24 protein-coding genes are annotated in these 24,649 nt (G+C 61.4%); 8 read left to right on the forward strand and 16 right to left on the reverse strand.

The window, feature by feature from the left end; genetic code table 11:
- Positions 1-77 precede the first annotated feature (77 nt).
- A complete protein-coding gene (locus ACIPL2_RS19825) occupies positions 78-812 on the reverse strand; it encodes a thioesterase II family protein (RefSeq protein ID WP_401358755.1) in 735 nt (244 codons plus the stop codon).
- A gap of 169 nt (positions 813-981) precedes the next feature.
- Positions 982-2,154 carry an MFS transporter gene (locus tag ACIPL2_RS19830; RefSeq protein WP_401358756.1) on the reverse strand — a complete coding sequence of 391 codons (1,173 nt, stop codon included), beginning with the start codon at positions 2,152-2,154 and terminating at the stop codon, positions 982-984.
- Between the two features lie 258 nt (positions 2,155-2,412).
- On the opposite strand from ACIPL2_RS19830, the gene ACIPL2_RS19835 reads away from it, so the two are divergent.
- Complete coding sequence (locus ACIPL2_RS19835) at positions 2,413-4,239, forward strand: glycoside hydrolase family 15 protein (RefSeq protein WP_401358757.1); 1,827 nt, start codon at positions 2,413-2,415, stop codon at positions 4,237-4,239.
- Positions 4,240-4,547: 308 nt separating this feature from the next.
- The gene (locus ACIPL2_RS19840; RefSeq protein ID WP_401358758.1) at positions 4,548-5,450 is read left to right on the forward strand and encodes an alpha/beta fold hydrolase; all 903 of its coding nucleotides are present in this window, start codon (positions 4,548-4,550) and stop codon (positions 5,448-5,450) included.
- Here the strand turns inward: ACIPL2_RS19840 and ACIPL2_RS19845 are convergent.
- On the reverse strand, positions 5,419-6,402 hold the full coding sequence (locus ACIPL2_RS19845; RefSeq protein WP_401358816.1) for a GlxA family transcriptional regulator: 984 nt from the start codon (positions 6,400-6,402) through the stop codon (positions 5,419-5,421). The genes ACIPL2_RS19840 and ACIPL2_RS19845 overlap by 32 nt on opposite strands.
- A gap of 90 nt (positions 6,403-6,492) precedes the next feature.
- On the opposite strand from ACIPL2_RS19845, the gene inhA reads away from it, so the two are divergent.
- Positions 6,493-7,179 (forward strand): isonitrile hydratase, encoded by a 687-nt coding sequence (gene inhA / locus ACIPL2_RS19850; RefSeq protein ID WP_401358818.1) that lies wholly within the window; start codon positions 6,493-6,495, stop codon positions 7,177-7,179.
- Between the two features lie 56 nt (positions 7,180-7,235).
- On the opposite strand, the gene ACIPL2_RS19855 is transcribed toward inhA, so the two are convergent.
- Positions 7,236-7,973: an SDR family oxidoreductase gene (locus ACIPL2_RS19855; protein WP_401358760.1), complete on the reverse strand. Its 738-nt coding sequence runs from the start codon at positions 7,971-7,973 to the stop codon at positions 7,236-7,238.
- A 191-nt stretch (positions 7,974-8,164) separates the two neighbouring features.
- Between ACIPL2_RS19855 and ACIPL2_RS19860 the strand changes: the two genes are divergently transcribed.
- Both ACIPL2_RS19860 and ACIPL2_RS19865 read left to right on the forward strand, forming a co-directional pair.
- A complete protein-coding gene (locus tag ACIPL2_RS19860; protein WP_401358762.1) occupies positions 8,165-9,085 on the forward strand; it encodes an AraC family transcriptional regulator N-terminal domain-containing protein in 921 nt (306 codons plus the stop codon).
- A 176-nt stretch (positions 9,086-9,261) separates the two neighbouring features.
- The gene (locus ACIPL2_RS19865; RefSeq protein ID WP_401358764.1) at positions 9,262-9,468 is read left to right on the forward strand and encodes a hypothetical protein; all 207 of its coding nucleotides are present in this window, start codon (positions 9,262-9,264) and stop codon (positions 9,466-9,468) included.
- Between the two features lie 206 nt (positions 9,469-9,674).
- On the opposite strand, the gene ACIPL2_RS19870 is transcribed toward ACIPL2_RS19865, so the two are convergent.
- Together ACIPL2_RS19870 and ACIPL2_RS19875 are read right to left on the reverse strand one after the other, a co-directional pair.
- Entirely contained in the window at positions 9,675-9,899 is a 225-nt protein-coding gene (locus ACIPL2_RS19870; protein WP_401358766.1) for a hypothetical protein, read from the reverse strand.
- A gap of 295 nt (positions 9,900-10,194) precedes the next feature.
- Positions 10,195-10,683 carry an SRPBCC family protein gene (locus ACIPL2_RS19875; RefSeq protein WP_401358767.1) on the reverse strand — a complete coding sequence of 163 codons (489 nt, stop codon included), beginning with the start codon at positions 10,681-10,683 and terminating at the stop codon, positions 10,195-10,197.
- 222 nt (positions 10,684-10,905) lie between these two features.
- Between ACIPL2_RS19875 and ACIPL2_RS19880 the strand changes: the two genes are divergently transcribed.
- Positions 10,906-11,307: a lysozyme inhibitor LprI family protein gene (locus tag ACIPL2_RS19880; protein WP_401358768.1), complete on the forward strand. Its 402-nt coding sequence runs from the start codon at positions 10,906-10,908 to the stop codon at positions 11,305-11,307.
- 223 nt (positions 11,308-11,530) lie between these two features.
- Here ACIPL2_RS19880 and peaD read toward each other — a convergent pair whose 3' ends face one another.
- The 5 genes from peaD to ACIPL2_RS19905 all read right to left on the reverse strand — a co-directional run bounded on the left by peaD (position 11,531) and on the right by ACIPL2_RS19905 (position 16,447).
- Complete coding sequence (gene peaD / locus ACIPL2_RS19885; RefSeq protein ID WP_401358770.1) at positions 11,531-12,649, reverse strand: quinohemoprotein amine dehydrogenase subunit beta; 1,119 nt, start codon at positions 12,647-12,649, stop codon at positions 11,531-11,533.
- Positions 12,650-12,672: 23 nt separating this feature from the next.
- Entirely contained in the window at positions 12,673-12,996 is a 324-nt protein-coding gene (gene qhpC / locus ACIPL2_RS19890; RefSeq protein ID WP_008027961.1) for a quinohemoprotein amine dehydrogenase subunit gamma, read from the reverse strand.
- A gap of 1 nt (position 12,997) precedes the next feature.
- Positions 12,998-14,428: a quinohemoprotein amine dehydrogenase maturation protein gene (peaB, locus tag ACIPL2_RS19895; protein ID WP_059407018.1), complete on the reverse strand. Its 1,431-nt coding sequence runs from the start codon at positions 14,426-14,428 to the stop codon at positions 12,998-13,000.
- 82 nt (positions 14,429-14,510) lie between these two features.
- Entirely contained in the window at positions 14,511-16,091 is a 1,581-nt protein-coding gene (gene peaA / locus ACIPL2_RS19900) for a quinohemoprotein amine dehydrogenase subunit alpha (protein WP_401358772.1), read from the reverse strand.
- Positions 16,091-16,447, reverse strand: coding sequence for a hypothetical protein (locus ACIPL2_RS19905; RefSeq protein WP_401358774.1), 357 nt, complete (start codon positions 16,445-16,447; stop codon positions 16,091-16,093). Before ACIPL2_RS19905 ends, peaA begins: the two co-directional genes overlap by 1 nt.
- Here ACIPL2_RS19905 and ACIPL2_RS19910 point away from each other — a divergent pair.
- The gene (locus tag ACIPL2_RS19910; protein ID WP_401358775.1) at positions 16,437-16,793 is read left to right on the forward strand and encodes a hypothetical protein; all 357 of its coding nucleotides are present in this window, start codon (positions 16,437-16,439) and stop codon (positions 16,791-16,793) included. The genes ACIPL2_RS19905 and ACIPL2_RS19910 overlap by 11 nt on opposite strands.
- A gap of 47 nt (positions 16,794-16,840) precedes the next feature.
- Here ACIPL2_RS19910 and ACIPL2_RS19915 read toward each other — a convergent pair whose 3' ends face one another.
- Positions 16,841-17,095: a DUF1652 domain-containing protein gene (locus ACIPL2_RS19915; RefSeq protein ID WP_401358776.1), complete on the reverse strand. Its 255-nt coding sequence runs from the start codon at positions 17,093-17,095 to the stop codon at positions 16,841-16,843.
- A 274-nt stretch (positions 17,096-17,369) separates the two neighbouring features.
- Here ACIPL2_RS19915 and ACIPL2_RS19920 point away from each other — a divergent pair, with 274 nt between their 5' ends.
- Entirely contained in the window at positions 17,370-18,860 is a 1,491-nt protein-coding gene (locus ACIPL2_RS19920) for an aldehyde dehydrogenase family protein (RefSeq protein ID WP_401358777.1), read from the forward strand.
- A gap of 114 nt (positions 18,861-18,974) precedes the next feature.
- Here ACIPL2_RS19920 and ACIPL2_RS19925 read toward each other — a convergent pair whose 3' ends face one another.
- Genes ACIPL2_RS19925 through ACIPL2_RS19940 form a run of 4 tightly spaced genes read right to left on the reverse strand, consistent with a single transcriptional unit; the run spans position 18,975 to position 24,550 of the window.
- A complete protein-coding gene (locus ACIPL2_RS19925) occupies positions 18,975-20,264 on the reverse strand; it encodes an FAD-dependent monooxygenase (RefSeq protein WP_401358779.1) in 1,290 nt (429 codons plus the stop codon).
- Entirely contained in the window at positions 20,261-20,938 is a 678-nt protein-coding gene (locus tag ACIPL2_RS19930) for a S8 family serine peptidase (protein WP_401358780.1), read from the reverse strand. Before ACIPL2_RS19930 ends, ACIPL2_RS19925 begins: the two co-directional genes overlap by 4 nt.
- The gene (locus ACIPL2_RS19935) at positions 20,928-22,646 is read right to left on the reverse strand and encodes an ABC transporter ATP-binding protein (RefSeq protein WP_401358782.1); all 1,719 of its coding nucleotides are present in this window, start codon (positions 22,644-22,646) and stop codon (positions 20,928-20,930) included. Before ACIPL2_RS19935 ends, ACIPL2_RS19930 begins: the two co-directional genes overlap by 11 nt.
- A complete protein-coding gene (locus ACIPL2_RS19940; protein ID WP_401358784.1) occupies positions 22,646-24,550 on the reverse strand; it encodes a sigma-54-dependent Fis family transcriptional regulator in 1,905 nt (634 codons plus the stop codon). The genes ACIPL2_RS19935 and ACIPL2_RS19940 overlap by 1 nt, the downstream gene beginning before the upstream one ends.
- Positions 24,551-24,649: the final 99 nt, after the last annotated feature.

Raw genomic sequence — 24,649 nt, forward strand, 5'->3', positions numbered from 1 at the left:
AATGCGGTGGGTCAGCCAACATCAATGTTGAATGATCAACCGCATTCGCGAGCAAGCCCGCTCCCACAGGGATTGCGTCAGGCGCTGGCGGCCATGGCGTGGCGCCGATGATGAACCTCAAGCTGATCCTTGATCACCCGCAGCACCTTGGCTTCATGTTCATGGATAAAGAAGTGCCCGCCCGCGAGCATGTCCACGGAGAAACTGCCGTGGGTTTCCTTGCTCCAGCCGATCAACTGCTCGGTGGTCGCGCGGTCAGCCTTGCCGCCGAGCACATGCACCGGGCACTTGAGCAAGGGCCGCTGCTGCGGTTCGAAACGCCCGCACAGCAGAAAATCCGCGCGCAGCACCGGCAGCGTCAGGCTCATCAGCTCTTCGTTGGCCAGCACTTCTTCACTGGTGCCGTTAAGGGTGCGCAATTGCTCGATCAGTTCGGCGTCGGTTTTCGGCTCGGCGAAACCCCGGTCGTAGTCGGCACGCAGCGTCGGCGCGGCCGTGCCCGAGGCAAACAGCGCCACCGGTTCCGGGCAACCCAAGGCGCGAAACGCATGAGCCATTTCACAGGCGAGCAACGCGCCCAGGCTATGGCCGAACAACGCGTACGGTGCCTTGAGCGTGGCTTTTTGTTCATGGGCCAGTTGTAGCGCCAGACGCCGCATGTCGGTGTGCAATGGTTCGCCAAACCGCGCGCCACGGCCCGGCAATTCCACCGGCTGCAGCTTGAGCCACTCCGGCAGTTTGCGCCGCCAGCGGCTGTAGACCATGGCACTCGCGCCCGAATAGGGCAGGCAGAGCAATGTCAGCTGGGTCACCGGGATTACCTCGAAAGTTGTCTGTAATAGAGAACGGACGAGTAAGGTCTTGAATTAGTCGACGATCAAAATGTGGGAGCGGGCTTGCTCGCGAAGGCGGAGTGTCAGTCAACATCAATGCTGAATGATGAACCGCCTTCGCGAGCAAGCCCGCTCCCACATTCATTCTCTATTTCAAATGGCGATAGCTTTGCAGGGCGGAACCGAGGACCACGGCCCCGGCGGCAATCGCCACCCAAAACCCGCTGCGCGCGCCGAACGCGTCTATCAGCCACCCGGAGCTCGCAGCGCCGATCGCCACGCCGATGCTCAACCCGGTGACCAGCCAGGTCAGGCCTTCGGTGAGTTTGGCCGGCGGGACGATTTGCTCCACCAGCGCCATTGCCACGATCAACGTCGGCGCAAAAAACAGCCCGGCAACGAATACCGCCAGCGACAGCCCGAGAATGTTCGCCGCCAGCAGCAACGGCAAGGTGGTCACCGCCGTCGCCACGCCGCCGTACAAAAACAATCGCGGCAGCGGCACTTTCGAGCGTAATGCGCCGAACGCCAGCCCGGCCAGGCACGAGCCGATGGCGTACACCGACAGCACAATGCTCGCCGCCGCCGGTTGCCCCTGCTGCTGGGCGAACGCCACGCTGACCACATCCACCACGCCGACGATGGTGCCCATGGCGACCATCAACAGCATCAGCAACTGAATCTCGACCGAACGAATGATCGAGCGTTGATGGTGTTCTTCATGGGGATGCACCGGTGGCTCGGTGCCGCGCTGCAGCACAAACCAGGTGACGCCGATTGCCAGCATCAGCAACGCCGCCAACGGCCCGGCCTCGGGGAATGCGACCACGCACAAGCCCACCGACAGCGGTGGCCCGACGATGAAGCACACCTCGTCGAGCACCGATTCCAGCGCATAGGCGGTTTGCAGTTGAGGTTGGCCGCGATACACCTCGGTCCAGCGCGCCCGCACCATCGCCGACATGCTCGGCATGCAACCGGCCAGTGCGGCGAAGACAAACAATGTCCAAGTCGGCGCTTGCAAGCGCGTGCAGAGCAACACCATCAGCAACGCCCCGCCGCCCAGCAGCGCCGAGGCCGGCAAAATCCGCCGCTGGCCAAAACGATCGACCAGCCGGGAAACCTGCGGTGCGCAGAATGCCGTGGCCAGGGCAAACGTCGCCGCCACTGCACCGGCCAATCCGTAGCCCCCCTGTAACTGCGAGAGCATGGTGATCAGGCCTATGCCGGTCATGGAGATGGGCATGCGCGCGATCATCCCGGCCAGCACAAAAGCGCCACTGCCTGGGGCGTTGAATAATTCGCGGTAGGGGTTTGCCATGGGGTGTGGGTCTAATCAGGGGCCTGCACGTTGCCATAAATGCTGATCGAGGGGAAAGCCGGTAATTGTTGGTTGAATGTGAAGGCCCCTTCGCGAGCAAGCCCGCTCCCACATTTGATGTGTGTACACAGTTCAATGTGGGAGCGGGCTTGCTCGCGAAGAGGCCGGAACAGCCACCGACCTTATTCCGATAAATGAACTCTCAACCGCCCAAACCAGTCAGCTGATTAGACTCTCAGTTTCCGGACTTTCGCGATAATGGCTGATCATCACCCCGAACGGCAAAGCGCCATCGACGCCCACGGCATCATCGGTGACATGCGCAGCGCGGCACTGGTCAACGACAAGGGCAGCGTGGACTTTTTCTGCTGGCCCGAATTCGATAGCCCGTCGATTTTCTGCTCGCTGCTGGACACGCCCGAGGCCGGCATTTTCCAACTGTCGCCGGACTTGCCCGACGCCCGCCGTGAACAGATTTACCTGCCCGACACCAATGTCCTGCAAACCCGCTGGCTCAGTGATCGCGCGGTGGTCGAGATCACTGACCTGCTGCCCATCGGCGACACCGAGGATGATTTGCCGATGCTGATCCGCCGGGTGCGCGTGGTCAGCGGCCAGGCGACATTTCGCATGCGCTGCGCCGTGCGCCATGACTATGCGCGCGCCAAGACCCGTGCACGCCTGGATGACAAGGACGTGACCTTCGCGGCCCCCGATCAGCCATCCCTGCGCCTGTCTTCGGATCAGCCCTTGAGCATCGACGGCAACGCGGCGGTTGCCGAGTTCACCCTCGGCCAAGACCAGAGCGCCGAGTTCCTGCTCGGCGGCATCGACGACCCACGCTTCAAGGAAGGCGCCGCTACGCTGTGCATGGAGCGCACGCTGAAGTTCTGGCGCGACTGGATCGGCCAGTCCAACTATCGCGGACGCTGGCGGGAAATGGTCAATCGTTCGGCCCTGGCCCTGAAGCTGCTGACTTCGCGCAAACACGGTGCGATCCTCGCCGCCGCGACCTTCGGCCTGCCGGAAACCCCGGGCGGTGAACGCAACTGGGATTACCGCTACACCTGGATCCGCGACGCCTCGTTCACCGTCTACGCCTTCATGCGCCTGGGCTTCGTCGAGGAAGCCAACGCCTACATGCGCTGGCTGCGCGGACGGGTCAGCGACTGCCACGGCAAATCGATGAAACTGAACATCCTCTACGCCATCGACGGCCGCCAGGAATTGCCGGAAACCGAACTGCCGCACCTGTCCGGCCATGGCGGCGCGACACCGGTGCGCATCGGTAATCAGGCGTACGATCAGATCCAGCTCGACATCTTTGGCGAGCTGATGGACGCGGTGTATCTGGTCAACAAGTACGGTGAAGCCATCTCCCATGAAGGCTGGAAACATGCGGTGGAAGTGGTCGACCAGGTCTGCGAAACCTGGGAGCAAAAGGACGTCGGCATCTGGGAGATGCGCGGGGAGCAGCATGATTTCCTGCACTCGCGCCTGATGTGCTGGGTCGCCGTGGACCGGGCCATTCGCCTGGCGTCGAAACGTTCATTGCCCGCGCCTTTCGCCCGCTGGGACCAGACGCGGCAGGCGATTTACGTCGATATCTGGGAAAACTTCTGGAACGAAGAGCGCGGGCATTTCGTCCAGTACAAAGGCGGCACCGCCCTCGACGGCTCGATGTTGTTGATGCCGCTGGTGCGCTTCGTCAGTGCCAAGGATCCGCGCTGGCTGGCCACTCTGGAGGCCATCGAAAAAACCCTGGTGCGCGACGGCATGGTGTACCGCTATCGCAACGATGACACCCGGATCGACGGCCTGCCCGGCACCGAAGGCGCCTTTGCCGCCTGTTCGTTCTGGTACGTCGAATGCCTGGCCCGGGCGGGTCAGGTGGAAAAGGCTCATCTGGAGTTTGAACAACTGCTGAGGTACGCCAACCCGCTGGGGCTGTACGCCGAAGAGCTCGACAGCCATGCTCGGCATCTGGGGAATACGCCGCAGGCGCTGACGCATCTGGCACTGATCAGCGCGGCGAGTTTTCTCGATCGGAAATTGAGCGGGGAGAAGAATTTCTGGCAGCCGTGAAACCGCGTTGCCCCTTTCGCGAGCAAGCCCGCTCCCACATTTGATCTCTGTCTTACACAAGATTTGTGTCCACCAGAGATCAAATGTGGGAGCGGGCTTGCTCGCGAAGAGGCCATCAGCCACCCACAAGACCAATAAGCTGAATCTCTACCTAAAAAGTACAGTGCGTGGGGAGTATCTGGATGTTGATTTGGATAAAGGTCACGCCCTGACATATTTGCGTACCAAAATGGTGGTGACCTTTACGCCGGATCGATCGAAGTACTTCAATCGGAGGGCAGAAGTGGAATCCTGGGAGAAAGTGTCGAATGAACAATCAAGCGTTGATCCAATATGTCCTGACCCCGAACCTGAATCTCGCCTACGAAGAACACGGCCCCGCCACCGGCGACCCGATCATCCTGCTCCACGGTTTCCCCTACTCTCCCCGCGCCTACGATGAAATCGCGCCAGTCCTCGCCGCCAGGGGCTACCGCGTCATCGTCCCGTACCTGCGCGGTTACGGCCCGACCCGGTTCAACAGCCCCGACACCCTGCGTTCCGGCCAGCAAGCCGCCCTCGCCCAGGATTTGCTCGACCTGATGGACGCTCTCTCCATCCCGCAAGCCGCCCTCTGTGGTTATGACTGGGGTGGCCGGGCGGCGTGCATCGTCGCGGCGCTGTGGCCGGAGCGCGTTCGTTGCCTGGTGACTGGCGACGGCTATAACCTGCAGAACATTCCCACATCAACCCAGCCGCGAGACCCGGAAACCGAGCATCGCCTCTGGTATCAGTTCTATTTCCACACGCCACGCGGGGTCGAAGGCCTGACGAACAATCGCCGAGCCTTGTGCGAATTGCTGTGGACGTTGTGGTCGCCCACCTGGGCCAAGGGGCCTGAGTTGTATCCGCTTAGCGCTCCGGCTTTCGACAACCCGGATTTCGTCGACGTGGTGATCCAGTCCTATCGCCACCGGTTCATGTATGCGCCCGGCGATCCGGCGCTGGAGTGGATGGAAGCAGCGCTCACCCAACAACCGCCGATCAGCGTGCCAACGATTTCCCTGTGCGGTGCCGACGATGGCGTTGGACCCGCTGCCGAAATCGACGACGACATCGAGCATTTCACCGGCCCTTATGAGCGCCGGGTGCTGGCGGGCGTCGGGCATAACATTCCCGAGGAAGCCCCGGTGGCGACGGTCAAAGCGTTGCTGGATCTGCTGGAGGGTTGACGGAAAACCGCTCGCGATAGGCTTGCGGCGTCACGCCCATGGCCCGCAGAAAACTGCGTCGCAGGGTTTCTTCGCTGCCGAATCCGCATTGCATGGCCACCCGTTTGATCGGCACGCCGGTATCGCTGAGCAACCGGCGCGCCGTCTCGACCCGAATCAGCTCGATGGCCCGCGCCGGGGTCTGGCCGGTGTCGGCGCGGTAGTGGCGGACGAAGCTGCGTTCGCTCATGCCAGCCTGCAAGGCCAGGGTCGGGATGCCCAAATCCATGGTGAGGTGTTCGCTGATCCAGGCATGCAGATCGTCGAAACGATCACCTTCTTTCTGCAACGACAGGGTCACGCTGAACTGCGACTGGCCGCCAGGCCGCTTGAGGAAAACCACCAGTTGCCGGGCCACCTCCAGGGCCATGCTGCGGCCGAGGTCTTCTTCGACCATGGCCAGCGCCAGGTCAATACCGGCGGTGACCCCGGCCGAGGTCCACACCGGGCCGTCGTTGATGAAAATCGGGTTGGGTTCGACCTGCAGTTTTGGATGCTTCTGCGCCAACTGATCGCAACGGGTCCAGTGCGTGACCACCCGCCGCCCATCGAGCCAGCCACTGGCTGCCAGCAAAAACGCCCCGGTGCACACCGACGCCACTCGCCGGCAGCCCGTCGCATGTTCACGCACCCACGCCACCAGCGACTGATCGTCCGCCGCCGTATAGACACCCCAGCCACCGGCGATGATCAAGGTGTCGCTGCCCGCCTCGGGCAACGGTTCGGCCAGCAGCGCCAGCCCCGCCGACGACATCACCGCCCCGCCACCGCTGGCAATCACCGTCGGTGCATAAGGCAGCGCCAGCCCTTGCTGGCGTGAGATATCGTTGGCCGAGGCGAACACTTGCAACGGTCCGGTCACATCGAGCAGTTGCACATTGGCAAACGCGAGCACGTGAATCGTTTTCGGCATCATTGGCGTAATTCGTGGGGATATTGGCGTATGCGCCAAATCCTACGGGCCTACAGTGAAGCCGTCCACCCACTTCATGAGAAAAAAGCCATGACGTTGCAGATCGGTTTTCTGTTGTTTCCTCAGGTTCAGCAACTGGACCTGACCGGCCCTTACGACGTACTGGCCTCGCTGCCGGACGTGAACGTGCATTTGATCTGGAAGGACCTGGTACCGGTCACCGCAAGCACGGGACTGGTGCTGAAACCCACCATGACTTTCGCCGATTGCCCGGCGCTGGATGTGATCTGCGTGCCCGGCGGCAGTGGCGTAGGCCCGTTGATGGAAGATGACGAGACACTGGCCTTCATCAAGGCTCAGGCAGCCAATGCGCGCTATGTCACCTCAGTCTGCACCGGTGCACTGGTGCTCGGCGCGGCGGGCCTGCTGAAGGGCAAACGCGCCACCACGCATTGGGCCTATCACGAACTGTTGGCGCCGTTGGGGGCGACACCGGTGAAGGATCGGGTGGTGCGCGACGGCAATCTGCTGACGGGAGGCGGAATTACCGCAGGGATCGATTTTGCCCTGACCCTGGCCGCAGAGTTGTTCGACAAGGACACGGCTGAACTGGTGCAGTTGCAGCTGGAATACGCGCCGGCGCCGCCGTTTGCTTCGGGCAGCCCCGAGACAGCGCCGGTCAGCGTGTTGGAGGAAGCGCGCAAACGTGCGGCCGGCTCGTTGAAATTGCGCTCGGCAATCACCGAGCGTGTTGCAGCGAAACTCTACCGCCAATAAACGGCATGGCTGCGGGGATCACCCCCGCAGCCGCTTAGTCAGACTGGAAAAACCGATTAGAACGGACTGGCCGTCGGCCGCACGATCAGTTCGCTGACGTCGACATCCGCCGGTTGATCGATGGCGTAGGCAATGGCCCGGGCAATCGCGACAGCAGGAATCGAAATCTTGCGGAATTCGCGCATTTCGGCCCGGCCACCGGCATCGGAAATGCTCTCGGCCAGATCGGATTCGGTCACCCCCGGAGAAATCACCGTCACCCGCACATCACCACCGACTTCCTGGCGCAACCCTTCAGAAATCGCCCGCACGGCGAATTTGGTGGCGCAATACACCGCGGCCGTCGGGCTGACGGCGTAGGCACCGATGGACGCGATGTTGATGAACTGACCGGAACGCTGGGCCTGCATCAGCGGCAAACCGGCGGCGATGCCGTGAAGGACGCCGCGAATATTGACGTCGATCATCCGGTCCCACTCATCGACCTTCAGCGCTTCGAGTTTCGACAAGGGCATGACCCCGGCGTTGTTGACGATCACATCGACCCGACCAAAACGCTCGACGGCAAAATCGATGAACGCCTGAACGTCATCGCGACGGGTGACATCGACCGCTCTGAACGCCGCGCTCTGGCCGGCCGCATCAAGCTCTGCGACCAGTGTTTCCAGGCGATCGACGCGCCGGGCACCGAGCACGACGCGGGCGCCCTGACTGGCCAGAAGACGTGCGGTGGCTTCGCCGATTCCGCTGCTGGCGCCGGTAATGACAACGACTTTGCCTTGAATGCTGGACATGATTGTTTTCCTTGATCTGGGGGTAAGGATGTTGCGACAGGTCCAGATTAGGGACGGTTTGAAGCGCCCCGTTAGCCGATTCCTCCTGGGTTCTTGCACGATCCTGTAGAGGCGAATAGCGGCGCTGGTCGCCTCACGCACAATCGGTTTTACTAGCCCGACCCCCTTATTGGCCTGGGAGAGTGATCAGCATGTCAGCATCTGTTTCCGCGAATGCCCTCGATCTGCGTCGTACCGAACTGGCGAGCCTGATGAAACGGTTTGCGCCGCAGTACGGCGTCCACGCCACGGCGATCAAGGACTTGCACCTGATCCGCAGCGATCACCCCACCGAAGACTTGCACACGGTGCACAAGCCAGGCCTGTGCGTGATCGTCGACGGGCGCAAGGAGGTGCGTCTGGCCGCCGAAAGCTACGTGTATGACCCGCTGAATTACCTGGTGGTGTCGGTCACCCTGCCCCTGGCCGGCAGGGTGATCGAGGCCAGCCCGGAACGCCCCTATTTGTGCCTGCGCCTGGACATCGACCCGGCACAGATCTGCCGCTTGATCGCCGATGTCAGTCCGATCGGTGTTCCTGCGCCACGAAACAGCGGACGCGGGCTGTTTCTGGACCGGATCGACGCGCCGCTGCTCGACGCCGTGTTGCGCTTGCTGCGGTTGCTGGAAACCCCGGACGACATCGCGCACCTTGCGCCCTTGGCACAGCAGGAAATTTTCTATCGGTTACTGCGCGGCGAGCAGGGCCAGCGCTTGCATGAAATCGCCATCCCCGACACCCAGACCCACCGCATCAGCCGCGCCATCGAATGGCTGAACAGCCATTACGCCGAACCCCTGAGCATCGAAAACCTGGCGCAGATGATCAACCTCAGCACCTCGGCGTTGCATCACCGCTTCAAATCGGTGACGGCCATGAGCCCGTTGCAGTACCAGAAACAGTTGCGATTACAGGAAGCGCGGCGACTGTTGTTGTTGGAGAGCAGCGACGTTTCGTCAATCGGCTACAAGATGGGCTACGAAAGCCCTTCGCAGTTCAGCCGTGAATACAGCCGTCTGTTTGGCGCCTCGCCGAGCAAGGACATCGCCCGACTGCGGGCACAGGCGCTCTAGCGGTTTTGTGCACGCAAACAGGATCGGGCAAATCAAGGGCAGTAATCGTCTAACGCCAGCACCCGCCCCGGCCCTAATCTGAACCCATGCAGAAAGACACCTGCAACGGGTTCACCAGATCACGACTGTCTGCGCGACCCGGCACTCAACCCTTGATTACGACCGGAGTCACCGCCATGAAAACGCTCAGCCAATTGATCGCCCTTGCCACTTTTGCCCTCAGCGCCAGCGCATTCGCTGTACCGAGTCATCAGGAAGATCGTTTCTTCACCCAGGTTACCGAACAGCAACAGTCAGTTGCGGCGGATGGTTCGGACCGTACACCCGGCATGCAAGTGGCCGCCGACGGTTCCGACCGCACACCCGGCCAGCGCCTCGCATGAAAACCCTTTGCATAAAAAAAGCCCGGCCAATGTGCCGGGCATTTTTTTGACCGGGCTTTTATGCCAGACGAAAAAAAACCCGCCTAAGCGGGTTTCTCAAGACCATTGCGACATCCTGTCAGCAGCCATCCTGGCCTATGGTCGATCATCCGTGATCCTGAGTGCATCCTGCGACTCAGTTGATGGATCCAGATTAACCACGTCGGTTAAGGGTAAACAGAGGACATACCATCGCCCCAGCGTAAGCCTTTGACCATTTCAGCCACAAAGCCTCTGCCTGGGGCTTTTCGATAGGCAAAAAAAAACCCGCCGAAGCGGGTTTTTCCCAAGACCAAGTCGACTCCCTGTCGATAGCGTTCCTTGCTGATGGCCGATCGTCCGTGATCCTGAAACACTTCCTGTGCTTCAGTTGATGAGGCTAGATTACGCATCGGATCCAATCTGTAACAGGCGACATAGTTACCAACGCGTGTAAGACATTCGCTATACCCGCCCTTCCGAAAACCCTTAGGCATGTCAGTCATCGAGCGTGGAAGCCGCGAGTTTCGCGACCTGCAGCTGACTTTCGGCGGCCAGCGCGATTGCCGAACGTTTCTTCGGCATCAACGGCGATCTTCAGCATTGTCGGCACGTTACCGCTGCGCACCGGCAGCAAGCGACTGCCGGGCGTGATGATCGGCTGGCACCAGCTTCCAGCGCTTTAACCAAGGCTCAACCACGCAGCGATCACTCCTCCTGACGCTCGCGGGCCTTGGCGCTGGTTTTCAGAAACTCTTCGATATTGTTCATCTGCTCATCCCAGCCCCGGCTGTCCATGCGGAATGCCTTGAGACGGCGCGTCTGCGGAATGTGATCGAAACCGGACTCGGTGACCTTGAGTAAAGTGCCGTTGTCCATGTCTTCAAGCTCGAACAGCACCAGCGTGGTGGGCTCCTGGGAGTAGTCCATGTCCGGCTCCACCGCATACGGATGCCAGCGAAACGAAAACACCCGCTCCGGCTCGACCCGCTCAACCAGTACATTCCACAGCAAATGCTCATAACCGGGGTACGTTATCTGCCCCTGGGTCCACTCACCGGCGACAAAACGCTTGCCCTCCAGTGCCACGCCAAACCACTGCCCGAAGGCTTCGGCATTGGCCAGCACGCGCCAGACATGCGAACGCGGCGCTTTTAACAGGATCTTCCTTTCGATGCGATCTGATGCTGGGTTCATATGTCACCTCCTGTAATGAACAGTAGGCCTGTAAGACCACAAGACCCACCCTAAAGTTGAATCAATCGGGCTTCGCAATCAACCCTGTGCGAAATATTAGGCTGCATTTCTGACCATAAACCTCTGGTTTGAGGACAAGAGAAAGCAGACTGAAGCTGCTCACGGCTGCAAACCTGACCGCTACACTGCAAGTCACTTTTCAATGTCACTGCGAGAATCCCAATGCACCCACGCTTTCTCCTGGCGCTGACGCCTCTGCTGTTCACCACCCTCGCCCAGGCCGTGGACTGCGACAACGCCACCGATCAGACCACGATGAATCAGTGCGCGGCGCAGCAGAACCAGGCCGCCGACAAGGAGTTGAATGCGCTGTACCAGCAGATCACCACGCGGTTGAAGAGCAACCCCGACAGCAAGAAGCTGCTGATCGGCGCACAGCGAGCGTGGGTGGCGTTTCGGGATGCCGAGTGCAAGTTCTCAAGCGCCGGGGTGGAGGGCGGGAGTGTGTATCCGCTGATCTACAGCAATTGCATCACTGAATTGACCAAGGCGCGGGTTGAGACGTTCAAGAATTACTTGAAGTGCCAGGAAGGGGATTTGAGTTGCCCGGTGCCCGGGGCTTGATGCTTTGGTGTGCTTGAGGGCCTCTTCGCGGGCAAGCCTCGCTCCTACAGGGTACGACCGAAACCTGTAGGAGCGAGGCTTGCCCGCGAAGGCGTTCTGTCAGGCGCCGAGACTACCGAACAAATATCTGCGCAGTCGTGATCGCCATATCCCCCCAGGCAAATCGCCGAGCTCCCTGTAGGAGCGAGGCTTGCCCGCGAAGGCGTCCTGTCAGGCGCCGAGATTACCGAACAAATATCTGCGCAGTGGTAATCGCCATATCCCCACCCGGCAATTTGATGCTGCCGATCTGCTTCATGCTCTCCGGATCAAAGATCGCCACGTCATTAAACGTCCCGGCCAGGTAGATCTTGCTGCCGTCCTTGTTGAAGGAAATGCAGTAGTAGGAATGATCCAGCGTCGCTGCCTGGAGCATTTTTTTCTGCTTGATATCGTATTTGGCCAGGCGGTTGAGCACGCCGAACATCAGGTTCGGATCTTTGGGTGAGCGCATGCCGCTGAAGTAGATTTCCGTCAACGGGCCGAAGTCGGTGGTTTCGGTCTTGCCGGTTTTCAGGTCGATGCTGAACAGCCCGTAGAGGTACTCGGCGGTCAACGGGTCCTGCTTCTTGTCCTTGAATTTCGCGGTGGTGTAGAGCAGCGAGAAGTCATGGCGATAGGTTTGCTGGTTCCACACGTAGAGCACGTCCGGCGCGCTGTAGTTCGGGCGTTTCCAGTGGCGGCTGGGGATCAGTACGTCGAACTTTCCGGTTTTCACATCAACCTTGTAGACATCCGCCCCCGCCACATACAGCGTGCCGTCGTCGCCACTCTGCATGATGGTCAGCTGCCGTGGCGCCGGGAAACTGCGCACGGGTTTGGCGTTCATGCCGGCGTCGGTGGCGTAGACATCCAGTCGAGGCTGCTGCACTTCGTAACGGTCGTTGAGCATCAACGTCGGGTTGGCGATGGCAAACAGTTCCTTGCCGTCATGACTGAGGGTGAAAGCGAACATCGACTTCGCTTTCTCCCCCGGTTTCTGGGTGATGCTGGCGTGGAATACCTGTTTGCAGCTGTCCAGCTCGACGCCGTAGACATCCGCGTAGTGGTTGTTCAACACATAGGCGGTTTTACGATCCGGCGATAACTGCACGGTGCCGGGACCAAAGGCGTCCGGCATCTTGCAGGTCTTCAACAAGGTGTCAGTGGCCAGGTCGAGCACGTGCAGGTTGTTCGGGTAATTGGTGGTCACCATGTACTCGTGACCGTCTTGCAACGCAGTGTTTTCATCGGCCTGAACGTTGAGTGAACAGACGCTCAGGACGGCAAACGCGGCCAAGCCGCAGGCTTTAACAGTCAGCATGCTGAAATCCTTCTGAAATCCGATCACTTGTCTTTTGGAAAGACAGTCCCGAGGTTGCGCCAGTTGTCGTTGGACGCCTGGGCATCCTTATTCCAGTCCGGGTAGGTGCTCATCATGTCGGGCACCTGGGCCGGCCACCAGCAAGGGTCGGAGCAGCCATACAGGTCAGCTTCCATCGGCTGGCACAGCGACGACACCCCGCCAAACGCATCGATCTCCCAACCCGGGTCGGTGGTCGAGGCACAGCCCGCGACGGAGCTCATCGCCACCACTTCTTCGATACGGTTTTCGGCCGCGGCCTCATCGAGTTTCAACGCTTTATTATTGATTGCCTTGAGATGTTTCATATCAGTGAGCCTTGCGCGGAGTGATGTAGCTGCTGATAAACGCAGGGTTGTGGGCCATGATCCGGGTGTAGACCTCGATGCCGAAGTCGACCCAGTCACGCATCAGTTCGCAGTAGTGATAGGTCGGGTGGGTCGGGTCGCCGTAACGGGCGTAGCTCTCGTGGTAGCAGCCGCCGGAGCACAGGTTGCGGATCTGGCAGTCCTCGCAGCCAGTATTGGTGCGGTCCAGGCGCTGGGACAGGAAGTCGTTCAACTCGACCTGTTTCACACCGCTGTGCACATTTCCGAAAGTCGGCAGCGAAGAACCGGTAAAGCGGTGGCACAGGTTCAACTCACCTTTGTGGTCGACCGCCAGCATCTTCAGGCCCGCGCCGCAGGGCAGGGCTTTTTTGTGGCCTTCGTGGATGTCGGTGATCAGCTGGTGCAGGTTGGAGAACCCGATGTTGCGGTGCTCCAGCGCCGCTTCCAGGTAACGCCGACCGAGTCTCTTCATGCTGGCGAAGACTTCGATCAGTTCGTCGCTGGACAGGTTGAAGGTGCTGATGTCGCCAGAGGTCACCGGGGCAAAGCCGACTTCGGCAAAACCCAGTTCGTTGAACAAGTGGTCCCAGATGGTTTCGACGTCGGTGACGCCGGTGGTCAGGGTCACCCGCGCGCCCACCGGACGGCTGTTGTAGCGCGACAGCAGCATCTCGGCCTTGCGCCGCACCACGTCATACGTGCCCTGTCCGCCCACGGTGATGCGGTTGCGGTCGTGCACGGTTTTCGGCCCGTCGATACTCACCGAGAGCCCGAAACGGTGGGCATTCAGGTAGTCCACGGTCTCTTCGGTGAGCAGCGTGGCGTTGGTGGTCATGACGAATTCGACGAACTTGCCGGCCTCGCGGAAACGCTTCTCGCAATAGTCGACCATGTACTCGATGAGCTTGCGATTGCTCAGCGGCTCTCCGCCAAAAAACACCACGGTGAAACGCTCTTCATCCGGCGATTCGCGCAGCAGCATCTCTACCGAGGCGACCGCCGTCTCGACGTCCATTTTCTTGCCGGCCGACGGTTTGTCGAGGTCTTCCTTGTAGCAGTAGGTGCAGCTCAGGTTGCAGCCAGTGTTGACGTTCAGCACCACGGTATTGATCGCCGTGCGCTCGACGCGCTTGGTGCCGATGTCCGGGGTCAACGGCGAGCCGTCGCTGACCAGTTCCAGGGACATCAACTCGCGCAGGGTCTCGGTGATTTCTTCACCGTTGAAACGCGCGGACAAACGCTGGATCAGGTCGTCCGAGGAACAACCGGGACCGCGCAAAGTATCAATGATGGTGCCCGTCAGTTCATCGCTGGCGAACAGCGAACTGCTGGGAATGTGAAACAGCATGCGGTCGGCATCGACGTGCACTTCGTGCAGGTTCCGTTCAACCAGATTCAAAATAGCGCCCATTGCAACCTCCTGTGCAAACCCCGTTTTACGGGGCCTGCGGTCATTCCAAAAAGATGTCTGAAACCGTGAGAGATCAGTCAACTCATGGAATGGGTGGATTGTTCCAGCGTTGCACCGTGACGATCATATGGCCCTCGCCGGTCAGGGATTTCCCTGCGTCGTCGACGGCGGCGATCACCTTGAGGTTGCCGGCATTGTTGGTGGACATTTTGCGTTGTGGGTTCGGCCCGGCATCGCCCGGTGTGAACACCCCGCTGTCAGCCTGCATGGTGCCGGCGAACTTGACGTCCTCGTCTTCCTTGGCGCGGTCGTCGAAGGCTTCGACCGACCATTGCGCCGGGAACACGCCGATGCGATACGGCTTGCCATCCGCGCCCTTGCCCCAGGCTTCGGCGTCGAAACGGCCCTGGACTTTCGGCGTCGAACCACCACCCTCGCCGATTCGCGCCACGGAGAATTCCGGTACGACTTTGACTTCGGCGATTTTGCTGTAGACCGACAAGGTCGGGCCTTTCAGCGTCCCGACGGTGACAGTGCGCAGGCCCGGTTGGGCATTCGCTGCGGCCTTGAGCCTGACCTTGATCCGCTCAGGGCTTTGTTCGACGACGGCGACCACTTCCACGCCTTTGCCGAAGTTCGGTTTGCCGGTGAGACCACTACCGATCAGGGTCACTTCAGTTTCGGCACCCGCCTTCAAGTACCCCGGCTGCACCGCCAGCAAACGGCTGCTGCCCTGTTTGGCGGCGACGAAGTCCAGACCGCGTTCGTCATGCTCGGCCTCGAACATCCGGCCTTGCATCGCGTTGCCTTGAGCGGCGAAGACCTGGCGCATCGTCACGCCGTCGATGGTCACGTTGCCGCGCCATTCGTAGCCGGTGTAGAGAATCGCACTGCCGTCGCCGTTGAACGGACTGCCGTCGGCGTATTGGCCTTTGACGCTGACCTTGAAGGTGTCGCTGCCGTCGGCCGTAACGCTCATCACACCGGCCACTTCGCCTTTGCCGGGCAAGTGGCCGCTGAAGCTCCAGTCGCCGACCAGCGCGTCGGCTTTCGGCGCGCTGCTCAGCCATTTTTTCCAGGCCGGGTTGTCCAGCGGATAACGCTTGGCCAGCAGGGGCACCATGTCTTTTCGGGCGAGGTCGAACCAGTCGCGGTCGCGCGCCAGGGCCTGGTATTCCAGCGACGGCCATTGGCCGAGGTGGAAGTTCACCAGGCGTTCCCACTCCTGGGCCGGACGGCGTTGCAGGGCGACTCGCGCACCGGAGTGGCAGCGGCCGCACATCTGGCTGGTCTGGTCGTCGAATTTCTCGACGGTATTGAGCCGGCGCTCCAACGCGTAACGCACGCCATCCGTTTCGCTTGGCGCCAGGCCTTGGGTGTCGGCCAGGTATTTGACCAGGGTACGGCGGTCGTCATCGCTGATCTGCAAACCGTGCATGGTTTGCATGCGGGCGATGCTCATCAGCCAGCCTTCCGGGGTTTTGCGCTGGTGACTGATACGGCTCAGGGCGTTATCGGCTTCAGGGGTGTGACAGCCCTGACAGGTTTCCTTGAGGATGGTCTGGGCGTCGCGGGCTGCCAGGCTGTCAGGCGAATGCAGCGCCACACAAGCGGCCACGGCCAGCAGACTGGCGCTCAGGCCTGATCGGAGTTTTCTCTTCATCAACGTCGAACCTCGCACGGTGCTTTCTTATTTTTGTGGCTTATCGTTTTTATGGTTTCTGCCGTCGGCGGCGCACCGCTGACGGAGGCAAGAGAAACGTCTGCCATGAGCAATACACGGAGCGTGCCAGCTTGCCGATAAGCTTTTGAATCAAGGAGTTGCGTGAAGATGACTGCGTAAATGCCGGTCTGGACCCGATCGCCTGCGTCTAATATCGCGACAGCTGTTGCAGTCTGAGACAAGCATAGATGCCCCGGCCGAAACAGCTCATCGCCCGACGATTGACGGCTGTTCCTTGCACGTGCGAAATGGTTGTTCACCGATTGCCAGTAGAGGATAGAAAAAATGGCAAGCATCACTGTCCTGGCGGGGGACTTTCTGCAGGGTGACGGAGAGTACAGAGACGGCGTTTTCACCCTCAGAACGCCGCTTCACCCGTGGCCGGGCATCACCCTTCCACTCTCATCGTTCAAGCGCCTGGAAGTCGCCAACCAGGAGTCGATCAACAACATCAAGGACGCCATCGGCTTCGGCGTGGCCGGGGCCATGCTGCTGGGTCCGATCGGGGCGATCGCCGGATTCATGTTGGCGGGCAAGGAAACTGAAGTGACCTTTCTCGCGACACTGGACGATGACCGAAAGCTGTTAGCCGCCGTAGATGGCGCCACGTTCGAAGAAATTTCGCGAAAAATTGCGTCTTGAATAATTGGCGCGAGCCGCACCACCTCCGTGGTGCGGCTGACGCCGGTTCAGATGTAAAAGGTCGGCTGAACGCCTTTATGAGCTTCGATTTCCTGCCGCATATCGGCCACCAGCGAGGCAATGGCGTGGGGGCTGTCCAGCGTCCACAGGGGGACATGGGTCGCCACCAGGTCCACTTTGCCAGTCATGCAGTCGCAGACCCGAATCGTCAGGGATTGGTCTGCTTCGACGCTGCACGTGCACACGGCGGGCAACATTTTGTGCTCAATGATGCTTTGTATTTCCAGGGTTGAAAGGAACATCGCTACCTCCCTCGGGCCAGAGGTGTGACGGGGTAAATGCTCCGTCATTCACCCACCGAGCCAGAAAATTCTAGTCCTCAATAGTGGGGGGCTCAAGGTCGCAACCCGGTTGCTCGTCGTCTCAGTGCTGTCGCGATTTGCGACAATCCGTGCCCGGCAGCGATGTCATTCGGCGCCCAAAAAACCCACCGGCAAAGGGCTGTCGGGCCCTTTCGAGCACTTGGCACAGCCATTGCGAAACCCCCTGTTCTCACGAACAACAAGAGGTTTCGCCATGCCCCTGCCTTATTTGCTTCCCGCCACCTCGGCGTTTATCCAGCGCGCGCCGCGCATGCTGATCGGCGCCGAATGGGTCGAGGCTGCCGACGGCCAGACCATGCCGCTGCACAATCCGGCCACCGGTGAAGTGTTGTGCGTGGTGCCACGGGCCACGCCCGACGATGTCGACCGCGCGGTACTCGCCGCCCGCCAGGCCTTCGATGATTCCGCCTGGACCCGCACCCGTCCCCGGGAGCGGCAGAACCTGCTGTGGAAACTCGCCGACCTGATGGAGCGAGATGCCGAACTGCTGGCGCAACTGGAATGCCTGAACAACGGCAAAAGTGCCGCGGTTGCCCAGGTGATGGACGTGCAACTGTCCATCGACTTCCTGCGCTACATGGCCGGCTGGGCCACCAAGATCGAAGGCTCCAGCGTTGAAGTGTCGATGCCGCTGATGCCCAACGATCAGTTTCACAGCTTTATTCGTCGCGAAGCGGTGGGCGTGGTGGGCGCCATCGTCGCCTGGAACTTCCCGCTGTTGCTGGCCTGCTGGAAACTCGGCCCGGCCCTGGCCACCGGCTGCACCGTGGTGCTCAAACCCGCCGACCAAACCCCGCTGACCGCGCTGAAACTCGCCGAACTGGTGCTGGAAGCCGGTTACCCGGAAGGCGTGTTCAACGTGGTCACCGGCACCGGCATCACCGCAGGCTCGGCCCTGACCCACAACCCGCTGGTGGACAAGCTGACCTTCACCGGCTCCACCGCCGTGGGCAAGCAGATCGGCAAGATCGCCATGGATTCCATGACCCGCGTCACCCTGGAACTGGGCGGCAAATCACCGACCATCGTCATGGCCGATGCCGACTTGAAGTCCGCCGCAGCCGGTGCCGCCAGCGCGATTTTCTTCAATCAGGGGCAAGTCTGCTGTGCGGGTTCGCGGCTGTATGTGCAGCGCAAGCATTTCGACAATGTGGTGGCGGACATCGCCGACATCGCCAACGCGATGAAGCTCGGCAACGGGCTGGACCCGAGTGTCGAGATGGGGCCGCTGATCTCGGCACGCCAGCAGGAGCGGGTTTACGGGTACATCGAAAAGGGCCGGGAAAGTGGTGCGACCATCGCCTGCGGCGGCGAGCAGTTCGGGCCGGGGTTCTTCGTCAAACCGACGGTGATTGTGGATGTCGACCAGAAGCATTCACTGGTGCAGGAAGAAATCTTCGGCCCGGTGCTGGTGGCGATTCCGTTCGATGACGAAGCCGATGCGTTGCGCATGGCCAACGACAGTCCTTATGGGTTGGGGGCCAGCGTCTGGTCCAATGACCTGGCGGCGGTGCACCGGATGATTCCACGCATCAAGTCGGGTTCGGTGTGGGTCAACTGCCACAGCGCCCTGGACCCGGCCCTGCCGTTTGGCGGGTACAAGATGTCGGGGGTTGGGCGCGAGATGGGGTACGCGGCGATCGAGCATTACACCGAGTTGAAGTCGGTGTTGATCAAGCTTTGATTATTGGCGTTCTTTAGGCCGCCTTCGCGGGCAAGCCTCGCTCCTACAGGGGGTTGCGATAACCTGTAGGAGCGAGGCTTGCCCGCGAAGAGGCCAGGCCAGCCAACACAAATATCAGGGCTTAAACCCTTGAGCCAACAACCAACTCCGAACCACCCGCCCCTGCTCCACCGTCAACCCGGCCAACGCCTGCTCCGCAGGCTCGCTACGCAATCTGCGCACCAACGGCGCCAGCTCAACTCCCTGAACATGCCAAATCCCCAGCGGCTGATCCGCCGTAATCACCACCTCAACCTCATCGACAAACCCATCCTTCAGCACCGGCGCCCGCTCTATCCTCAGCGACGCAAAATCCGCCTCGGCATGCGCCACCTGCGCATCCGGCCAGCATCGTCGCGCCTGCCAGAACGGCCGATCCAGCCACCGCTGTTCATCCGCATAAAAATCCCGCCCGATCCGCGCGAAGCGCAAAAACAACTGGTCCACCCGCTGCTGATGAAAGCGCTGCGCCAGCGCCGCGCGTTCGGGTTTGCGCAGCAGCGTGTTGATCACCGTCGGCGCCTGTAACGCCGAGGACAACGATTGAAAGATGCCATTGCCCGACAACGGGTCCACTGCCATCGCCGCATCGCCGACCCGAATCCAGTGATCGCCACACACCTGCGGGCACAAAATGGCGGTGCTGCTGCGCGCATGCAAATGCAGATCCGTTTCCGGCCCGTCCGCGAAAAACGCCCGAGTTAACGCCGAGCCCTGGCGTCGCTGGCGACAGTAATCAAGCAACATCGCCTTGCCCGGCAACTCAGCGCTGGCCACGTCCACCGTCCATTGCCAGTAACACTGACCGTCGGCCCGCCGCGCCATCCACGCCCATCCGTCCTCAAGGCTTTCCACCGCGCTGGCGGTGCTGCCCGGTGTGCCTTGCCAGCGATTGAGCAGGCTGACGGTCTCTGGCCCGCGCAAGCCTTTGCCGAGGGTCGGCGCCTGACGGCCACGGGCTTCCACCAGAAAATCCGCGGACAGTGTTTCGCGTCCTTCGATCTCGACTCGGTGGCCCGAAGCGGACGTTTGAACAGTCAGCACCCGACCTTCGATCAGCTCGACGCCGGCAACACGCAGGTCCTCGCGCAAGCCTCGATCGAAGCTCGGGCGATCCAATAGGAATTCGATGTTTTGTGCATGCTGCTGGCCGTTCCACGACACCTGCCGCTGGGAAGGCAACGCCGCACCCGCCAGCGCTTGATGCAGGCCGGCACCGCGCAACGCCTCCAGCACCCGCACGGAAACGCCCTCCAGCGCGGCAAACCGGCGCCACTCACTGACCAGTGTCACGGGGTAACCGAGCCGCCGCAAACCCAAGGCCACCGCTGCGCCCGCCGGCCCTGCGCCAAGAATCAGAATCATGGTGCGAAACGCCGTTCAGGCCCCCGATATCGAGCGTTCTCCCGCAGCCACTCAATCACCTGTTCGTTGCTCGCTTCGGGGTGTTCAGCGAGAAAACCGGCAATGTGCCCGCTCAACGCCGCACAACCGAGACTGGCGCCGGACTGCCCCGGATACGTCCCATGCACGCACGCCGCGAAATCCGCCTGGGCGCTGTTGAGCCACGACCATTCCTGTTCGGCGCAACGGGCATCGCCGGTCACCCGCAGCACCTGCGGATAATTGGCCGGAAACACGCCCTCGCCCTGGGCCGGGCTGGATGCACAGAGCAAAACGCCCCGCGCCACAGCAGCCGCACAGGCTTCACGCAGCAGGCTGCGGTCCTGACGCAAGCCGAGGCTCAAATTGATCAGCCGCACGTCCTGCGCCACCAGCCAGTCAATCGCCGTAGCGATCTGCAACGCACTGGTAACGCCACGTTGGTCGAACACCTGGGCGACGCAAAACACCGCCGAAGGTGCGCGCCGGCCGATGGCCTCGATCACCGCGCTGCCGTGGCCCAGCGGATCGTCGCGCAGGTCACTTTCGGCCAGCCCATCCGCCAGCAACGAGAAACGTCGCCCGGCTATCACCTGCACCCGTTGCGCCGCCGAGTGACCGCTGTCCACCACGCCAATCCGTAACTCAGGCTTCATGCAGCACCGTTTTTGAAATGAGCACACCGTCGAGCAATTCAAAGCGCAGATCGGCATCGGCCAGGGTGGAAGGTCGGTGGCTGATCAAAATCCGCGTGCGCCCGGCAAACAGGCGGTCGATGGCCTCGATCACTTCACGCTCAGTGGCTTCATCGACCGCCGAAGTGGCTTCGTCCAGCACCAGAATCAATGGGTCCTGCAACAGCGCCCGGGCGATGGCGATGCGCTGTTTCTGCCCACCGGATAGCTGCTGACCGCGTTCGCCCAAGGGGCTGTCGAGGCCTTCGGGCAAGGAGGCGATCAGGCTGTCGAGTTGCGCCAACCGCGCCACTTCGGCAATCGCCTCGCGGCTGGCGTCCGGTACGGCGTAGGCCAGGTTGTCGGCGAGGCTGCCGCGAAACAGCACGATGTCCTGACTGACCACGGCGATCCGCCGACGCAGCTGGAACAGGTCCAGTTCGCGCAAGTCGACGTCACCCAGCAACACCCGGCCAGACTGTGGATCGTGGTGCCGTTGCAGCAGATCAATCAGGGTCGATTTACCCACCCCGGAACCGCCGCTCAGGGCGACTTTCAAGCCGTAGGGAATCCGCGCTTCGATGCCGCGCAAGGTGGTCGGGCGCCCCGGATGGCTGAAATGCACGTCGTCGAAACGCAGCTCGCCGGAGGTCGGCATCGGCTGCGGCGAAACCGGCGTGAGCACGGTCGGTTCCTCGCCGCGCAATTCCATCACGCGCCCGAGGCTGACGGTCATCCGCTGAATCGCCACATACAGCCCAAGCAAACTTTGAACCGGTCCGACGGCCATGCCCAAATACGTGGAAAACGCGATCAGTGCGCCGAGTTGCCAGGTGCCCTGCACCACCCAATAACCGCCAATCAAAAACGCACAGGCACGGGACAGGGACGTCAGCGTGCCCGGCACGGCCTGGGTGAAAAACTCGGTGACTTGCAAGCGCAGTAACTGGCTCATGTAGCCGTGGCCCAAGGTCTCCAGCCGCCGTGCTTCACGCTGTTGCTGGCCGGCGGACTGGATGAATTTCATCACCGGCAGCGTCTCGACCATGAACGAGGACATGTCCGCCGAACGCTCGCGCAATTGCCGTACATCGCGCTCGACCTTGCGCCGCATCCAGCGCAGCCAGAGCACGTCGAGGGGAATCAGCACCAGCGCCAGCAACGACAACTTCCACGACAGGGTCAACAACATCGCCACCGCGACCACCAGGCCGATCACGCTCGACACCGCCGAGAACAGCGAGTCCACGGCAAAGCGCTGGATCTCGGCGACGTCGCCATCCAGGCGTGACATCAGGTCACCGATGCGCCGCTGGCCGTAGAAGCTCGGCGACAAGGTTTGCAAATGCCGATAAAGGTCGTCGCGCAGGCTGAACAGAATCCGCCCGGACAACCGCGTGTGCAGGTAGCGATTGACGCCCGACAGCAGCGTGCCGAGCAATCCGGCGACTATCATCAGCCCTGCGATCAGCACCAGCATCGGAAAGTTGCGCGCCAGCAGGCCGTCGTCGATCAGCAGTTTGGTCAGCCACGGTTGCACCAGCACCAGCGCTGAAGCACAGGCCGACAAACCGAGCAGCCCGGCAATCGCCAGCCGATGGGGCCGCACAAAGCTGTAGAGCCAACGCAACGCCACGTGCAGGGCTTCGGGGTTCTGGCTGTGGATCAGCCGCACGATCAAGCGCTGCATCACGAGCGCAACTGTTTGAGCTTGCGATACAAGGTCGCGCGGCTGATGCCCAAGGCGTCGGCAGCCGCCGAGACGTTGCCCTGATGACTGTCCAGGGATTGGCGAATCAGCTCCAGTTCATTTTCACGAATGCTCCCGGCCTGAGGGCGTTCGCTAGCGGTCAGTTCGTCGAGCATGCTGTCGGGCAAGTGGTCGAGGGTGAGCACGGTATCGCCCGGTTCGCGCATGGCCAGCGCAGTACGCAGGACCATCTCCAACTGGCGGATGTTGCCTGGCCAGTGATAGTTGCCGAGCAAGCGACTCAAATCGTCGTGCAGGACGGCGGTCGGTGCGTCGAGCTTGGTCAGAAGGCGAGCGACCAAGGCGCTGAAATCGTCGCGTTCGCGCAGGGCCGGGAGCATCACGCTGATGCCGTTGACCCGGTAGAACAGGTCCTCGCGAAAGTGCTTTTCTTCCACCAGACGCTTGAGGTCGCGGTGGGTGGCGCAGATTAGCGCGACGTCGATGTCCTGTTCTTCGCCAGCCCCCAGCGGCGCGACTTTGCGGTCCTGCAGCACCCGCAACAGACGTGCCTGCAAGGCCAGCGGCATGTCGCCGATTTCATCGAGAAACAAGGTGCCGCCATGGGCCTGTTGCAGGCGGCCGATCATGCCGCCGCGCCGGGAGCCGGTGAAGGCGCCTTCACGGTAGCCGAACAGTTCCGACTCGATCAGGCCTTCGGGAATCGCCGCGCAGTTCACCGCGACGAAGGGTTTGTCGCAGCGCGTGCCGGCCATGTGCAGGGCGCGGGCGATGACTTCTTTACCGGTGCCGGTTTCGCCCAGCAGCAACACCGGCAATTCATTGGCCAGGCCTTGTCGGGCCATGCGCAAGGCTCGGGCATAACGAACATTGCTACCGGCCAGGGCATCCAGGTCCGGTTGAGGTTTGGCGGTTTTGATGGTGCTGCGCGCAGGTGTACTGACGTTGATCGAGCGCTGTGGCGCACGCAGGGTTTTGTAGAAAAATTCACCTTTGGCGGTTTGCAGGCTGCCGATGCCACCCTGATGCAGGCGCGATAACAATTGCAGGCCATCGACGCCGAGGAATTCTTCGCAACGTCGGCCGACCAACGCCGAGCGCTCGGCATGCAGCAACTGGCAGGCCTGGGCGCTGACCGCGAGGATCTGCCCGCCGAGGCTCACCGCCAGCAAGCCTTGCCACGGCGACTCGAGGTACTGCCGACGGCTGTGGAAAGCCAGGACGATCTGGTCCGGATAACTGGCGTTGAACACCCGGCTTTCAATCTGGCTGACGGCCATGGCCAGTAATGCAGTGCTGTCGTGGACGCGGCCGAGCGGGCCTTCGCGGGTCAAATCAAGTACGCCGAGGATGTCGCCCTGCGGGCAATGGATCGGTACCGAGGTGCAGGAGAAATCGGTCAGGCGATCAAGGTAATGTTCGCCGCAATCGATCATCGTTGGCCGGGCTTCGACCAGCGCGGTGCCCAGCGCATTGGTGCCGCGAGCGGCTTCGCTCCAGCAGGCACCAAGGGTGATGTCTTGCAGGCCGCTGCCCTTGAGGCGGTCGGCGCGACCTTCGACGGCGAGAATGGTCGCGTCGGAGTTGGCGAGGATGATCAGGCCTTCCTTGCCCTGGCGTTCGGCCAGGTAATCAATGGCCGGCATGGCCGCGTCGATCAGCAGCCGATTGCTCGACAGCAGCACGTCGAGCGTCGCGCTCGATTCCAGTGCCAGCTCATGCTTGCCGTTGAAATGCACGCCATGGCTGAGGCTGCGCCGCCACGACGCATCGATTTCCGCGCGCAACACGCCATCGGGGACTTCGCCCTCGAGATGGAGTTTTTCCCGGGCCAGCCTGGCTTCGCGGTGCAGTTTGGGTGGAGTTGTTTTTATTAGCGTCATCAAGCGCTCCGGATCGGTCCGCTTTGCGCCTTTCAAAATCAGCGCCCTGGCGCAATCTTTACGTTAACGTCAGGGGGATGGCAAGTGCCGTAGAGCGCT

Origin of the sequence: Pseudomonas sp. NPDC086251 (assembly GCF_044746405.1) — a bacterium.
GTDB lineage: Bacteria > Pseudomonadota > Gammaproteobacteria > Pseudomonadales > Pseudomonadaceae > Aquipseudomonas.